The 14778-nt window shown below is 38.1% G+C and carries 14 protein-coding genes; 10 read left to right on the forward strand and 4 right to left on the reverse strand.

What is annotated here, in order from left to right; genetic code table 11:
* Window positions 1–114 precede the first annotated feature (114 nt).
* Complete coding sequence (locus tag DM558_RS04840) at window positions 115–2049, forward strand: transglycosylase SLT domain-containing protein (protein WP_127162300.1); 1935 nt, start codon at window positions 115–117, stop codon at window positions 2047–2049.
* A 39-nt stretch (window positions 2050–2088) separates the two neighbouring features.
* Here the strand turns inward: DM558_RS04840 and DM558_RS04845 are convergent, their stop codons facing one another.
* Window positions 2089–2415: a hypothetical protein gene (locus tag DM558_RS04845; protein WP_109702840.1), complete on the reverse strand. Its 327-nt coding sequence runs from the start codon at window positions 2413–2415 to the stop codon at window positions 2089–2091.
* A gap of 177 nt (window positions 2416–2592) precedes the next feature.
* Here DM558_RS04845 and rhlB point away from each other — a divergent pair, with 177 nt between their 5' ends.
* Both rhlB and DM558_RS15610 read left to right on the forward strand, forming a co-directional pair.
* The gene (gene rhlB, locus DM558_RS04850; protein ID WP_228411819.1) at window positions 2593–3981 is read left to right on the forward strand and encodes an ATP-dependent RNA helicase RhlB; all 1389 of its coding nucleotides are present in this window, start codon (window positions 2593–2595) and stop codon (window positions 3979–3981) included.
* A 10-nt stretch (window positions 3982–3991) separates the two neighbouring features.
* Entirely contained in the window at window positions 3992–4168 is a 177-nt protein-coding gene (locus DM558_RS15610; protein ID WP_164731249.1) for a hypothetical protein, read from the forward strand.
* A gap of 311 nt (window positions 4169–4479) precedes the next feature.
* On the opposite strand, the gene hpaC is transcribed toward DM558_RS15610, so the two are convergent.
* Window positions 4480–4986: a 4-hydroxyphenylacetate 3-monooxygenase, reductase component gene (gene hpaC, locus DM558_RS04855; protein WP_109702842.1), complete on the reverse strand. Its 507-nt coding sequence runs from the start codon at window positions 4984–4986 to the stop codon at window positions 4480–4482.
* A 64-nt stretch (window positions 4987–5050) separates the two neighbouring features.
* On the reverse strand, window positions 5051–6613 hold the full coding sequence (gene hpaB, locus DM558_RS04860; protein WP_127164818.1) for a 4-hydroxyphenylacetate 3-monooxygenase, oxygenase component: 1563 nt from the start codon (window positions 6611–6613) through the stop codon (window positions 5051–5053).
* 232 nt (window positions 6614–6845) lie between these two features.
* Between hpaB and DM558_RS04865 the strand changes: the two genes are divergently transcribed.
* The 7 genes from DM558_RS04865 (at window position 6846) to DM558_RS04895 (ending at window position 13865) form a co-directional block, all read left to right on the forward strand.
* The gene (locus tag DM558_RS04865) at window positions 6846–8030 is read left to right on the forward strand and encodes a Bcr/CflA family multidrug efflux MFS transporter (RefSeq protein WP_127162304.1); all 1185 of its coding nucleotides are present in this window, start codon (window positions 6846–6848) and stop codon (window positions 8028–8030) included.
* Between the two features lie 130 nt (window positions 8031–8160).
* Window positions 8161–8907, forward strand: a complete 747-nt coding sequence (locus tag DM558_RS04870) for a fumarylacetoacetate hydrolase family protein (protein WP_127162306.1) — start codon at window positions 8161–8163, stop codon at window positions 8905–8907.
* A 12-nt stretch (window positions 8908–8919) separates the two neighbouring features.
* Window positions 8920–9702 (forward strand): fumarylacetoacetate hydrolase family protein, encoded by a 783-nt coding sequence (locus DM558_RS04875; RefSeq protein ID WP_127162308.1) that lies wholly within the window; start codon window positions 8920–8922, stop codon window positions 9700–9702.
* 4 nt (window positions 9703–9706) lie between these two features.
* A complete protein-coding gene (hpaE, locus tag DM558_RS04880; protein ID WP_127162309.1) occupies window positions 9707–11167 on the forward strand; it encodes a 5-carboxymethyl-2-hydroxymuconate semialdehyde dehydrogenase in 1461 nt (486 codons plus the stop codon).
* Window positions 11168–11253: 86 nt separating this feature from the next.
* A complete protein-coding gene (gene hpaD, locus DM558_RS04885) occupies window positions 11254–12102 on the forward strand; it encodes a 3,4-dihydroxyphenylacetate 2,3-dioxygenase (RefSeq protein WP_127162311.1) in 849 nt (282 codons plus the stop codon).
* A gap of 15 nt (window positions 12103–12117) precedes the next feature.
* Window positions 12118–12513: a 5-carboxymethyl-2-hydroxymuconate Delta-isomerase gene (locus DM558_RS04890; protein ID WP_127162313.1), complete on the forward strand. Its 396-nt coding sequence runs from the start codon at window positions 12118–12120 to the stop codon at window positions 12511–12513.
* A gap of 68 nt (window positions 12514–12581) precedes the next feature.
* The gene (locus tag DM558_RS04895; protein WP_127162314.1) at window positions 12582–13865 is read left to right on the forward strand and encodes an MFS transporter; all 1284 of its coding nucleotides are present in this window, start codon (window positions 12582–12584) and stop codon (window positions 13863–13865) included.
* 112 nt (window positions 13866–13977) lie between these two features.
* Here the strand turns inward: DM558_RS04895 and hpaI are convergent, their stop codons facing one another.
* On the reverse strand, window positions 13978–14778 hold the full coding sequence (hpaI, locus tag DM558_RS04900) for a 4-hydroxy-2-oxoheptanedioate aldolase (RefSeq protein ID WP_127162316.1): 801 nt from the start codon (window positions 14776–14778) through the stop codon (window positions 13978–13980).

Genomic DNA, 14778 nt, shown 5'->3' on the forward strand with positions numbered 1-14778 from the left:
CATTTGCTTTTAGCCAAACAAACAATCAATAAATTGTATTACATAAATATTCGCATATTTTCTCTAAGCACGGTAAGCTATAGCCTTTTATAAAATATAAGGGTTTAATATTTTATGGCTAATGCCTTAGTCCGTTACATCGCATCATTAAGCTGTTTCTTATTAACAAGTATTAACTTACATGCAGTGACTTTAGATGAACAGCGTAACTACTTTGACCAAGCAAAAGCGGCATTAGATAAAAACAATCCCCTCGTTTACTATAGTTATAAAAAAGCATTACAAGGCTATCCGTTACAACCTTATCTTGCTTATCTTGAGCTTAACAATCGCTTAAAACTAGCATCCGATAATGAGATAATTACCTTTGTTGCACAACACGCAGACTTACCCCAAACAAGATGGTTAGAAATGCGATGGTTAAAACAAGTGGCTGACAGAGGAGATTGGAATACTTTTCTACGGTACTATAAAAAAAATACGTTTACTGACCTAGATTGTTACTACGCACAATATCTTTACCAACAAAAACAAATAACTAAAGCCAATAGCCTAGCAGAAGAGCTTTGGTTAACCCCTGCCTCACGCCCTAACTCTTGTGATGCTGTCTTTGATAATTGGAAAAAACAGGGGAAGATGACCGCTGATATGCAGTGGCAACGCTTAAAACTTGCTTTAGAAGCACGTGAATATCGTTTAGCTAACCACCTTATTAGTAGCCTCCCCTCATCACTTGCAAGCCAAGGAAAACTTTTCGCTCAAGTAGCCCAAAAGCCTAGCTTAATACAAAAAACAGAAGACTTTAAAAATAATAACAAAACAACAAAAGACATCGTCACTTTGGGTTTGGTTCGCCTTGTAAGACAAGATCCTGAACAGGCATTATCATTACTTAACTACTATGGCCAACGCTTTCATTTCACTGATGAACAAAAAGTTTCTTTTGCCAACAACATTGGCTTAAGTTTTGCCCGCCGTTTTGATGAGCGCGCACTCCCTATTTTGGCTCAATATGATGCTAATCTTGACCATGATGATGTCAGTGAATGGCATGTAAGGTTATTATTACGCCTAAATCGCTGGCAAGAAGCCCAACAATTAATTAACCGACTACCGGCCAACCTTGCTGAAACTAATCGCTGGAAATATTGGAAAGTAAGAGTTGCTGAAAAAATAAACCCTAAAGATCCTACATTAAAAGAACAATATATCAAACTCGCGCAAGACAGAGACTTTTATGCTTTTTTAGCCGCGCAAAGAGCCAACACAAAATACCAACTTAATAATCAACCCATTATGATTAATAATAATATGGTATTAACTATTAAAAACACACCAGCACTTCAACGATCAATTGAATACCTTTATAAAGGAATGGATAACCAAGCATGGATTGAGTGGCACAACATGACGCGCACGATGTCTGATAAAGAAAAGCTCGCTCTTTCTCAACTAGCCTACGACATGAACCTCTATTTCTATGCCATACGCACATTAGCTATTGCTAGTTATTGGGATGATTTGAATATTCGCTTCCCTATTGCCCATCGACGTACATTAGAAAGGGAAGCAAATAATAGAAATATTAACCCTAATTGGGCTTTTGCAATTATACGCCAAGAAAGTGCATTCAACGACAGAATCAAATCACATGCTGGAGCAATGGGGCTTATGCAATTGATGCCTGCAACAGCTAAAGAAACGGCTAAAAAATTCTCCATTCCATTAGCTAGACCTCAAGATGCGTTAGATCCAACAACAAATATTCAACTCGGCACAGCATTTTTAAGCCAAATGTACTCACGTTTTCAAAATAATCGTATTTTAGCTTCTGCTGCTTATAATGCAGGCCCTGGAAGAGTTAATCAATGGTTACGTAACACAGATAAAAACATTGATTTTGATGTATGGATAGAGACAATACCCTTCAATGAGACACGTCAGTATGTACAGAATGTTCTATTTTACTCGGTTATTTACGGAGAAAAGTTAAATATACCGCAACCACTGATTGAGAAACACGAAATAGCCATTATCAATAACAAATAAAGCAGCCTAAGCTGCTTTATTTATTCAAACAAAAGCGCTCTACATTTTATCTGCACCACAAGTTTTAGCAGCAGCAGTTATTTTGTCTTCTATTGCTTTAAACTTAGGTAAATCTTCTTGAGTAATTTTCTTAGCTGGCGTAAAGATTAAATCCCACTCTTGCTTTGTCATTGCATTATTAAAGCTATCCATTGAGCAAGCGCATGAGGCTTCCGTATTACCACTTTTAACACAAGCTTCTTGCAACTCTTTTATCATTTTCTCTTTTGGAGTTTCTTGCTTCACTGCATCTACTTTTGTCTCCGCTTGAACCACAGAAGCCATTCCCAAAAATGCCATTGTTGCAATAAGTAATTTTAATTTCATAAGTTCTACCCTAAGTTTCAAGAAATAATCTTCCAGTTAATAACAACGTATATTCTTTACCTTGTATTATAAACTGTTTAGACAAAAAGATTTAATGTTTTGATAGATAAAAATGTAAATACAATCAAATTACGTTAAAATAATGTACATTAAGAACTATTAGACGGAATCAATACTTTGCTTAGCTCACTAAAAAAACTTTTTAGTCAAAAAACAACTTCTTCTCGAGTAGAGAAAGAGCATAGAGGGGCAACAGAAAAAGCCACATCAAAGAATGTTAAACATAAAAAATACCAAAGGCGTGCAACAAAAAGCGACACAGCTTCATCGAAGAAAAAAGCCTCACCATCAGTTCCATCATGGACACCTTCCGATTTTGAAGTACCGCTAAAAGAAGGAAAACTACGCTTCAGTGACCTTCAATTATCAACACCTCTACTTCATGCTATTCATGATTTAGGGTTTAGTTATTGTACCCCCATTCAAGCAGAAGTACTGACACATACGCTACAAGACAAAGACTGTATTGGGCAAGCTCAAACTGGCACAGGTAAAACGGCGGCTTTTCTTATCTCAATTATTGCTCAATTAGAAACTGTGGAGCCCCCTAAGGAACGTTATATGGGGGAGCCTCGAGCATTAATTATTGCCCCCACACGGGAACTCGTCATACAAATTGCAGAAGAAGCGAAAGCATTAACCAAATATAGCAACCTTAATGTCCTCAGTTTTGTCGGCGGGATGGATTTTAACAAACAACTCAAGCAACTCGAAACAATGTATTGTGACATTTTAGTTGCAACCCCAGGTCGCTTATTAGACTTCCAACAACGTAATGAAGTTTACTTAGACATGGTTGAAATACTCGTACTTGATGAAGCAGATAGAATGCTTGACATGGGATTCATTCCTCAAGTCAAACAAATTATCCGTAGCACACCGCCTAAAGATAATCGACAAACACTGCTATTTTCTGCAACATTTACTGATGACATCTTAAATTTAACTAAGCAATGGACAACAAATCCTGTTACTATAACCATAGAGCCTGAAACTGTTGCAAGTAACAATATTGAACAGCATATTTATGCCGTCACTGAAACAGATAAATGTACTCTTCTCTATAACTTGATTAAACAGAACAATTGGCAACGTATCATTGTATTTGCTAATCGTAGAGATCAAGTGCGAGATGTTGAAAAAAGGCTTAAGAAATTAGGGATCAGTGTTGCATTACTCTCTGGAGAAGTAGCCCAGAATAAGCGTGTTCAAACATTAGAAAAGTTTCGTGCTGGTAAAATAGCTGTTCTTGTAGCAACTGATGTGGCTGGACGTGGTATACATATTGATGCCATCAGCCATGTAATTAACTATAATTTACCAGAAATACCCGATGATTATATTCATCGCATTGGTCGTACAGGCCGAGCAGGAACCAAGGGGATTTCAATTAGCTTTATAGGAGAAGATGACATCTTCCTATTACCCGCAATTGAAGAACTATTAGGGTATAAACTAGTTGGTGAAATACCACCAACTCATTTATTAATACCACCTAGTAAATAAGGATAAAAAAATGACAGTATTTCAAGTTGTGTTTACTCTGTTAATTATTGCTTGCTGCTTATTGGGCATCGGTTTTAATTTTCGTGATGCAGGATGGGGAATTGCTATCATGTGGCTCGGCGCAATTATTATGCTTTCCGCGATTGGCTATAAAATCTATGATGTTACCCATATGGTAGGAATGTAATCCCTTGCAAAGAAGAGAGTTACCCTCACCATTATGATAAGGCTACTAAGGTCTTTATTAAAACTCAAGCGTTAACTCTCACCTTACTGACCCGCACCTATATTAGTGTAATGTTTTATTCAAAGTATTTACTCGGCAATTCATGGTGTTTCAGATGACACCATAGAGCGTCAACCTGATGGTTTCCCAAAAATAGCAAAAGAATTGTACCAGTCTTTGCGGCTTTTACTTCAATAAAAAATCCCAATAAACGATGAAATGATTAAAATAAGTTGTCCTCACTGCTACAGCCTATTTTCACTAGTTTATTACTATGCACTAGAAACGACAGGATGAAAATTTCGATTAAAATAGGCTAAGCCATTCCCCTCTTCTACATTAATTGTTTCAATCTCCACAAAGAAAATAGTATGAGTTCCTACCTCACTAACATTGCTAATTTTCCCCTGTAAGTTTGCTAATGCCCCTTTTAATATAGGCAAGTTATAAAGCTCTTCTTGCCAATCATTTAGCGTAAAACGCTGGTTCATTTCAATACAGGTCATTCCTGCAAAATGCTTTGCTACCTCAATATGTTCAGCGGACAAAATATTGACACACAGACAATTATTTTCTTTAAAAATAATATTCATTGCACTACTACGATTAATACATACCATAATAGTCGGGGGGGTATCTGTTATAGAACAAACAGCTGTTGCAGTAATACCACAACGCCCCGCTGCGCCATTAGTGGTTATTACGTTAACAGCGGAAGTCATTGAGGCCATAGCGCTACGAAATAATTTTTGTGTTGGCGTTAACTCGGTCTTTATCATTATTATTCTCGCTCTATTAACTAAGCCCCCTTATCTTTGGGCTTAGTTAATCATAAAGTATAAATTATTGACGTATTTTATCTAGCACATTAATATCATCTGGATTATGTAAATGCGATACCGTCCAGCCATTTTCATCGTAATCAGACATGCACTTTTCAACTAAATCTGTCATTTTTTTAAGTGAACCAGTTGCACGAGCATGACCTAAACATTGTAATCTTACCTCATCTTGGTTACCTGCATAATTAATTTCATAAAGCTCATGACGACCACCAAACTCACTGCCAATAGAATCCCATAATAACTTTAAAATCTTAATACGCTCCCTATGACCAATACCTTCTGAACCACGGCAATACACGCTTAAATATTTATCTAACTCAGGGTTTTGGAAATCCCTCACCCCTGAAGGTAAATAAATAAGACCGCTAGCAACCGTTTGCTCAATAATTTTTTTAATTGCAAGGTAAGCACTTGAAGTTAAATTACGATACACATGCATTGGTTCTGAACCAGGAAGATAAGCGCCGCTCTTCCAAGGTGTAGCTGTAGCCCACATGGCATCAGTTAGTGCCCAATACATGTTACGCCAAGCAACGACTTCCCCCACCTGAGCAGAAACACCTCTAAACTCTAATGTGCCCGTACACTCTAGCGCTTTAACTAATAGTCCTGTAATAAAATCCAATTTTACGGCTAGGCGAGTACAAGCCTGCATTGGAAATAAACGTCCAAAGCCACCTTCCCCAAACCAACGTTTACACCTTTCAAAATCACGGTAAATGAATACATTTTCCCAAGGTACAAAAACATTGTCTAAAATAAGAATAGCATCATTCTCATCAAAACGACTGGATAATGGATAATCAAAAGGAGAGCCAGTCATCCCTGCAACTAACTCATAAGAAGGGCGACAAATTAGCTTCATTCCTTTTGCATTCATAGGAGCGAGAAACATGAGTGCAAAATCAGTATTATCACCTAATAGCTGAGCCGATCCTTGCCCGACAAAATTATAATGTGTTAATGCCGAATTGGTAGCTACCACCTTGGCACCACTGACATAAATACCTTCATTTGTTTCTTTTTTAACAGAGATAAAAACATCTTTTACCTGATCAACCGGTTTACTACGATCAATAGGAGGGTTAACAATAGCATGGTTTAAATACAAACAAGACTCTTGAATGCGCTTATACCAATCACGGGCATTTTGTTCAAACTGACCATAGAACTCAGGATTAGCGCCTAAAACATCACCAAATGCAGCTTTATAATCCGCTGTGCGCCCCATCCAACCATAGGACAGTTTAGCCCATTCGGCAATAGCATCACGTTGTTGCCTTAACTCATCGGCACTGCGAGCATAACGGAAAAATTTATGCGTGTATCCGCCACTGCCAGTATCTGTATCCCAACATAAAGTATCTTTAGTAGCTGGATCGTGTAATGCATCGTATAAACTGGCAATAGAAGCAACCGTATTACGAAAAGCTGGGTGGGTTGTCACATCTTTCACACGATCACCATAAATATAAACTTCTCGGTTATCACGTAAGCTTGCTATATATTCTTGTCCCGTGAATGGACGTTTTTTATCAGCACGTAAATCTTCTGGTCTTATTGTCATTTTTATACTCCAATTTTATTTTTATTTGAATAGTCTTTTTATAATGCACATTATCGATTATAAAATGAATGTTTTTTTCCATTTAAAAATGGTACTTTTCATAACACTTTTTAGTTTTATTATTTTTATACTTTATCCGTTTATTTCAATTATTTTATTTATCGTCTTGTTAAGCTTGACCATATCAAAATAAAAAGCATAATAAATAATAATAGGTACCTACCTTATGCCCTTTAAATCTCAACAAAATGCTGTAATCAGCATCCCATTTCTATTACTATTATCTACGCTAGTTGCCTTTGGCCCTTTATCCATTGATTTATACCTGCCTAGCCTGCCAAATATTACTCAAGAATTACAATCATCCGATACTCAAATTCAATGGACAATCAGTGGATTCCTCATTGGCTTTTGTGTTGGTATGCTTTTTTATGGTCCATTATCTGATCGTTATGGGCGTAAACCTATTTTACTCATAGGTATTTTTTTGTATCTTATAACCAGTTTAGCTTGCTATCAGTCAAGCTCTGCGTCACAACTTATTCTTTTCAGAGTACTGCAAGCATTAGGTGGTGGTGCCGCATCAGTTCTTGCAAGAGCAATGGTTAAAGACTTACTTCCATTAAAAAAAGCAGTCCGCATTTTATCCCTGATGCACGTAGTGACCATGATTGCCCCTCTCTTAGCACCGCTAATAGGTGGATATTTAATGCTAGCGTTTGGCTGGCGGTCTTTATTTTTAGTTTTATTTATTTTTGGCCTATTCTGCTTTATTGCGGTGTTATTTACAAGAGAAACCTTACCTAAAGAAAAAAGAGGTGGAAGTATCTCAAAAGCTTTTACCGCTTATAAACATATTTTATATGACAACCGTGCCCTAAGTTATATATTGTGTGCAGGGTTTATTTTTGGCGGCATGTTTGCCTATATTGCTAGCTCCTCTTTTGTATTTATCAATTATTTCAAAGTCCCCGAGCAATACTTTGGATTTATTTTCGGCTGTAATATTATTGGCATTATGATAGTCACCTTTAGCTCAGGTTCATTAAGCCATCGGATTAGCTCTCAAACCCTACTAAAGCTTAGTACTTTAATTGCATTAATAGCTGGGATTCTTCTCCTAATAAGTGCTTATTTTGCTATTGGAGGAATGTGGTTAATCATTATCTTTGCAACCTGCTATATTTCAATGACAGGCACGATCGGAGCTAATTGTATTGCTTGTCTTATGTCACTTTATCCAACACAAGCAGGGGCAGCATCAGCACTTATTGTTGCCACTCAGTTTGGGTTAGGCTTCTTAGCGAGCATTATAGTAAGTCTTTTAACCCTCTCGGTTGCTCTTAATATGGCTATTGTCATGGCAGTTTTTGGTATTGGGAGCTTTTTTGCTTTACGCTTCTCTCACTAAATAATTTAAGTCCTCAATAAAATATAGTCTATACCGAAAAGTTCTATTAAATAAAAAGGCCTCGTTATCTAATAAATAAAAATGAGCAATACGCTCATATAACAAAATAATGATAATAAAGAGGTATATTATGCGTAATGGGTTTGTTAGCTTAAACAAACAGCGTGTGGGAGTGTCTGTTAACGAAAAAGACGAGGTTGTTTATCAAGGACAGATAATTAACTCACCCACTTGGTTACCTATCACTACAGGTACTGTTTATGGCATTGCATTAAACTATAAAGGACTTTTAACTGAACACTTAGCAAGCTTTAATACTCCCCCCTATAAACAACCACCCGTTAAACCTGTTTTATTTATAAAAACACCAAATACTTATAATGCACACCTAGGAAAAATTGTTTTTCCTAAGGGTGTCGAGCGCATACAAGCAGGACCTACACTTGCATTCGTCATAAGTAAAGATGCAAGCCGTGTATCAAAGGACAAAGCATTAAACTATGTAGCAGGTTATACCTTGGCCAATGAAGTAAGCTTACCAGAGGACAGCTATTACCGCCCTGCGGTTAAAGCCAAATGCCGTGATAGCTTCTGCCCTATGGGACCTTACTTTGTAACAACAGGCTCACTCGAGCCTAAAAATCTAACTATTCAGTTGAAAGTCAATGGTGAAGTCAAACAAGAAAATAATACCAATAATTTAATTCGCCAAATTCCACAAATCATTGAAGAACTCACAGAGTTTATGACCCTTAAAGCAGGTGATGTTGTTTTAACAGGAATACCCGAAGGCCGCGTAGATATAAACATAGGCGATACTGTTGAGATTCATATTGAAGGCATTGGTACATTAACTAACATTGTTGTTGCAGAGTAAGGAGATAAAGTCATGAAATACGCACGTATCTGCTACCAGGGTGAAACACTCGATGTTACTGTTGAAAATAATAACGATGTTCGCCTCAAAGATGGTCGACTGTTAAAAGAGGCCGATGTCGAATGGCTACCGCCTGCCATGGGTAATATGTTTGCTCTAGGATTAAACTATGCTGATCATGCGGAGGAACTTGAGTTTAAAGCCCCTACCGAGCCGCTAGTTTTCATCAAATCCCCCACTACCTATACAGGCCACTTAAAAAATACGTGGCGCCCAGACCATGTTGATTATATGCATTATGAGTGTGAATTAGTGGCTGTGATGGGTAAAAAAGCTCGTAACGTAAGTCAAGCAGAAGCATTATCTTACGTCGCTGGATATACCCTCTGTAATGATTATGCTATTCGCGACTATCTTGAGAACTACTACCGCCCTAATTTACGGGTTAAAAATCGCGACTCAACAACCCCTGTAGGCCCTTACATTATCACAACCGATGAAGTACCCGATCCATCAACACTGACCTTACGCACATGGATCAATGGAGAGTTAAAACAAGAAGGCACAACAGCAGATATGATATTCAATGTCCCTTACCTTATCGAATATCTCTCCAGTTTTATGACCTTGCAACCAGGCGACATGATTGCAACAGGCACACCCAAAGGCCTTGCCGATGTTAAACCCGGCGATAAAGTTGTAGTAGAAATGGAAGGTATTGGTAGCTTAACTAACTTTATTGTGACCGAATCAGAATACTTTAAAAAATACGGTACAAATGCTTTAGGAGAATAATAATATGTTAAAACATTGGATTAATGGTAAAGAAGTTGAAAGTAAAGAAACATTTACTAACTATAACCCTGCAACCATGGAAGAAATCTGTGAAGTTGCTAGTGGTGGTGAAAAAGAAATCAACGAAGCTGTTTTAGCGGCAAAAGAAGCCTTTCCTAAATGGGCTAATACACCAGCCAAAGAACGCGCTAAACTCATGCGCAACCTTGGCGAACTTATAGATAAAAACGTACCAAAAATTGCTGAACTAGAAACCAAAGATACGGGATTACCTATTCATCAAACTAAAAATGTACTAATTCCACGCGCCTCTCATAATTTCAATTTCTTTGCTGAAGTCTGTACGCGCATGGATGGACATACTTACCCTGTTGATGACCAAATGCTAAACTACACACTGTACCAACCTGTTGGCGTGTGTGGTCTGATCTCGCCATGGAATGTGCCGTTTATGACTGCCACATGGAAAACAGCGCCCTGCTTAGCACTCGGTAATACCGCTGTACTTAAAATGTCAGAGCTATCCCCCTTAACTGCTCATCAACTTGGGCAACTCGCCTTAGAAGCAGGTATTCCTTCAGGTGTTCTTAACGTTATTCAAGGCTATGGAAGTACAGCAGGTGCTGCGCTTACTAAACATCATGATGTGCGTGCCATTTCCTTTACAGGTGGTACAGCAACAGGACGGCAAATCATGGCATCAGCAGGAATAAAAAAATACTCTATGGAACTAGGTGGTAAATCACCTGTGATTATTTTTGATGATGCTGATTTAGAACGTGCACTGGATGCGGCTTTATTTACTATATTCTCACTCAATGGTGAACGATGCACAGCGGGCTCACGTATTTTCATCCAAGAAAGTGTTTACGATAAATTCGTAGCTGAGTTTGCCAGACGTGCTAAACGTTTGATTGTGGGCGACCCTACTGATCCAAGTACTCAAGTTGGCTCAATGATTACCAAACAACACTACGATAAGGTAACAGGCTATATTGATATTGGTATGAAAGAGGGTGCTTGCTTATTAGCTGGTGGTTTAGAACGACCAGCAGATTTACCCGTACACCTATCCAAAGGGCAATTTATTCAACCAACTGTTTTTGCGAATGTCGATAATAAAATGCGCATCGCTCAAGAAGAAATTTTTGGACCAGTGGTGTGCCTAATGAAATTTAAAGATGAAACCGAAGGGCTAAAATTAGCCAATGACGTTGAATACGGTCTAGCTTCTTATATCTGGACACAGGATATTGGTAAGGCACACCGTGTCGCAAGAGGTATAGAAGCTGGCATGGTATTTATCAATAGCCAAAATGTTCGTGACCTACGCCAACCTTTTGGTGGGGTTAAAGCTAGTGGTACTGGCCGTGAAGGGGGTAATTATAGTTTTGAAGTATTCACTGAAATTAAAAATGTGTGTATCTCTATGGGTAATCATCACATACCACGCTGGGGTGTATAACGCCTTCAAAAGATTGGCTTAGCAAAAGCCAATCTTTAAAACTAATAACATGAAACAATAAAATAAAAATAAAATGGAGAATTATCATGGGTAAATTAGCGCTTGCTGCCAAAATAACACACGTTCCTTCCATGTATTTATCTGAACTACCAGGAAAGAATCACGGTTGTCGACAATCGGCTATTGATGGACATAAAGAAATTAGCCGTCGTTGCCGAGAACTAGGTGTTGATACCATCATTGTTTTTGATACTCATTGGTTAGTAAACAGTGGTTTTCATATCAACTCATACGATCATTTTGAGGGTGTTTATACTAGCCATGAACTACCGCACTTTATTCGCGACATGGAGTATCAGTACGATGGTAACCCATTATTAGGCGATATGATTGCCAAATATGCTAGTCAAAAAAATATTCGTATCTTCTCACACCACATACCTACCCTCCAACTAGAATATGGCACATTAGTTCCAATGCGCTATATGAACAGTGACAACCAATTCAAGGTTATTTCAATTTCAGCTTTTTGTACCTCACACGAACTCTCCGATAGCTTAAGATTAGGACAAGCGGTTGTTGAAGCCATTGAAGAGTATGACGGAACAGTGGCTGTATTAGCCAGTGGCTCTCTCTCTCACCGTTTTGCATACGATCACATTGCTGAAAAATGCTTTAATGACTATACCCGTGAATTTGACAAACAAATGGATCATCGCGTCTTGCAAATGTGGAAAGAAGGAAAATGGAAAGAGTTTATCTCGATGCTTCCTGAATACTCTATTAATTGCTTTGGTGAGGGAGGTATGCACGATACCGCCATGTTATTGGGTGTGGTGGGTGGTGAAAACTATACGGGTAAAGCCGAAATCATTACAGACTTATTTGCAAGCTCTGGAACAGGCCAATTAAATGCAGTTTTCCCGCTGCAATAACAAATCGAGACGACTATGCCACATTTTATTGTTGAATACTCCGGCAACCTTGCCGATGAAATAGACTTCCAAGGGTTCTTCGCAAAGATCCATACTGTACTAGGTAACAGCGGGGTTTTTCCATTGGGAGGTATCCGTAGCCGTGCCATTCGAATGGACACTTTCAGAATGGCTGATGCTAAACACGATTATGCTTTTATACATATTACGTTTAAAGTAGGCTCCGGTCGAGACTTAGCAACAAGAAAAACAGTAGCCGATGCTTTATTTAAAGAAATCACTGAGTACTTTGCACCATTGCAAGCTAAGAGGTTGCTTGCATTATCTTTTGTGATGGAAGAGCTAAATCCCGATTTAAACTACAAAAAAAATAATATTCATGCATTTCTTGCAAACGAGAAAGCAGAATAACTAATAATAGCAACTTATAAAAATAATAAAATCGACTTTACTAAAATAAAAATAATGGGAGTTCGTGTATGAATGATGTATTAGTAAGCCCACAGACTATTCGCAAAATCACATGGCGACTGGTTCCCTTATTACTGATTTGCTATGTCTTTGCTCATCTTGATCGCGTTAATATAGGTTTTGCCAAAGCATCAATGAGCCTAGACCTACACTTAAATGATGCCATGTATGGCTTTGGTGCAGGGCTATTTTTTATTTCTTATATGATCTTTGGTGTACCTAGCAACATGCTCTTAGAAAAATTTGGCCCAAAACGCTGGATTGCTTGTATGATGCTATTTTGGGGAGTAACCTCAACCGCTATGATGTTTGCCCAAAACAGTACCCACTTTTATATTCTACGTTTTCTATTAGGGGTGGCAGAAGCAGGATTCTTCCCCAGTATCATTGTTTATATTAACCGCTGGTTTCCAAGCAGAAGCCGTGGAAAAATAACCGCTATGTTTACTTTGGCTGTACCATTGGCAAGTGTACTAGGTGCTCCTCTATCAGGTTGGATTATTCAAACATTCCATGCTTCTGCAAACTTACATGGTTGGCAGTGGATGTTAATGCTAGAAGGCGTCCCTGTCATCCTACTAGGCATTATTATTCTTTGTTATCTTCCTGATAAATTTTCTAGGGTTACCTGGTTATCTGAAAAAGAAAAACAACTATTAAATAAAGAACTAAACTTCGAAGAAAACAAAAAAATAGAACACTCTCAAGAGTCATTCATTTGTTTTTTAAAAGATCCTAAGTTATTAGTTTTATTCGGAGTCTACTCAGCCGTAATGCTAGGCATGAACGCCGTCAATTTCTGGATGCCTGATCTTATTGGCAACACTGGAGTTGATAATAAAACTAACGTAGGACTTTTAACAGCAATCCCATGGTTTCTAGCCTGTATATTTATGGTAGCAACAGGGGCATCGGCGGATAGACATAATGAAAGACGTTGGCACTTAATTATTCCACTGCTAATGGTTACTATTGGTTTTATTGGCGCAGGCATTTTTTATAACAACCTATACATTTTAATGATCTTTCTTTGCATTGCTACTATGGGCACAGGCACATCTCTACCCATGTTCTGGCAAATTCCTCCCGCCTTCTTAACCGCTAAAAATGTGGCTATAGGTGTCGCTTTCATCAGCTCACTTGGTAACCTTGCGTCATTTTTAGCCCCTTATTTAATTGGTTGGGTAAAAAATTATACGGGGTCAGCCAGCATTGGACTTTATATTTTAGCGATACTCATTGCCTTGGGAGCATCTTTACTGTTATTAATCCCAGCTAAAACTTTAAAATAAATTATGGTAAAGATGTTATGCCTGACTTAACGTCAGGCATAACAATGAGTTATAAACTATATCTAAAGAATGATCATAGAGTTAGAGATCAGCTTACTACTCTCAATTATACCTAATAAACACCGCTCACTTTAGGGATGGATTTCTTATCTTTAAACTCAGACGATAAGTTAGATAAACTTTGCATAAAGACACTGGTGTCCGTTCCCACAGCGATAAAATTAACACCTAACTCAATGTAGTGTTTAGCCAGTGCTTTATCTGCCATTAAGATACCCGAGGCTTTACCAGCCTTTTTTATACACACAAATGCCTTTTCAATGGATTGTTGCACATCTGGATGTTTTGGATTGCCCAAGTGTCCTAACGAAGCAGACAAATCAGCGGGACCAATAAACACACCATCAACACCTTCAGTATTTACAATAGCCTCAATATTATCTAAGCCTTGTTTATTTTCAATTTGTACCAATAAACACAATTCTTTTTCAGCCTGATGTAAATAATCGTCAATAGTATTCCAACGAGACGCTCGAGCTAAAGCACTGCCAACACCACGGATACCGTTAGGGGGATATCGCATCGCTTTAACTAACTCAGTTGCTTGCTCTGTTGTATCCACCATAGGGATTAATAATGTTTGTGCTCCAATATCCAGCAACTGCTTAATAATCGCCGTATCACCTATTCGCGGTCTAATAATTGGCTGGCTAGCATAAGGGGCAATAGCCTGTAATTGAGCAAGTAGTGTTCTTAAATCGTTAGGTGCATGCTCACCATCAAGCAATAACCAATCAAAATCAGCATTAGCCGCTAACTCTGCTGTGTATGCATTGGCCAAGCCCAACCATAAACCAACTAGAGGCTCATTGTTTTTTAATCGTTTCTTAAAGGTATTTATAGGGAGTTCCAT

Origin of the sequence: Entomomonas moraniae (genome assembly GCF_003991975.1) — a bacterium.
Taxonomy (GTDB): Bacteria; Pseudomonadota; Gammaproteobacteria; order Pseudomonadales; family Pseudomonadaceae; genus Entomomonas; species Entomomonas moraniae.

Excerpts from the sequence above, each read along its gene's own strand:
- hpaE (WP_127162309.1), top strand. The coding sequence starts at position 9,707 with ATGTTAAAACATTGGATTAATGGTAAAGAAGTTGAAAGTAAAGAAACA.
- hpaI (WP_127162316.1), bottom strand. The coding sequence starts at position 14,778 with ATGGAACTCCCTATAAATACCTTTAAGAAACGATTAAAAAACAATGAG.
- DM558_RS04840 (WP_127162300.1), top strand. The coding sequence starts at position 115 with ATGGCTAATGCCTTAGTCCGTTACATCGCATCATTAAGCTGTTTCTTA.
- DM558_RS04875 (WP_127162308.1), top strand. The coding sequence starts at position 8,920 with ATGAAATACGCACGTATCTGCTACCAGGGTGAAACACTCGATGTTACT.
- DM558_RS04865 (WP_127162304.1), top strand. The coding sequence starts at position 6,846 with ATGCCCTTTAAATCTCAACAAAATGCTGTAATCAGCATCCCATTTCTA.
- DM558_RS04870 (WP_127162306.1), top strand. The coding sequence starts at position 8,161 with ATGCGTAATGGGTTTGTTAGCTTAAACAAACAGCGTGTGGGAGTGTCT.
- DM558_RS15610 (WP_164731249.1), top strand. The coding sequence starts at position 3,992 with ATGACAGTATTTCAAGTTGTGTTTACTCTGTTAATTATTGCTTGCTGC.
- DM558_RS04845 (WP_109702840.1), bottom strand. The coding sequence starts at position 2,415 with ATGAAATTAAAATTACTTATTGCAACAATGGCATTTTTGGGAATGGCT.
- DM558_RS04895 (WP_127162314.1), top strand. The coding sequence starts at position 12,582 with ATGAATGATGTATTAGTAAGCCCACAGACTATTCGCAAAATCACATGG.
- hpaD (WP_127162311.1), top strand. The coding sequence starts at position 11,254 with ATGGGTAAATTAGCGCTTGCTGCCAAAATAACACACGTTCCTTCCATG.
- DM558_RS04890 (WP_127162313.1), top strand. The coding sequence starts at position 12,118 with ATGCCACATTTTATTGTTGAATACTCCGGCAACCTTGCCGATGAAATA.
- hpaC (WP_109702842.1), bottom strand. The coding sequence starts at position 4,986 with ATGATAAAGACCGAGTTAACGCCAACACAAAAATTATTTCGTAGCGCT.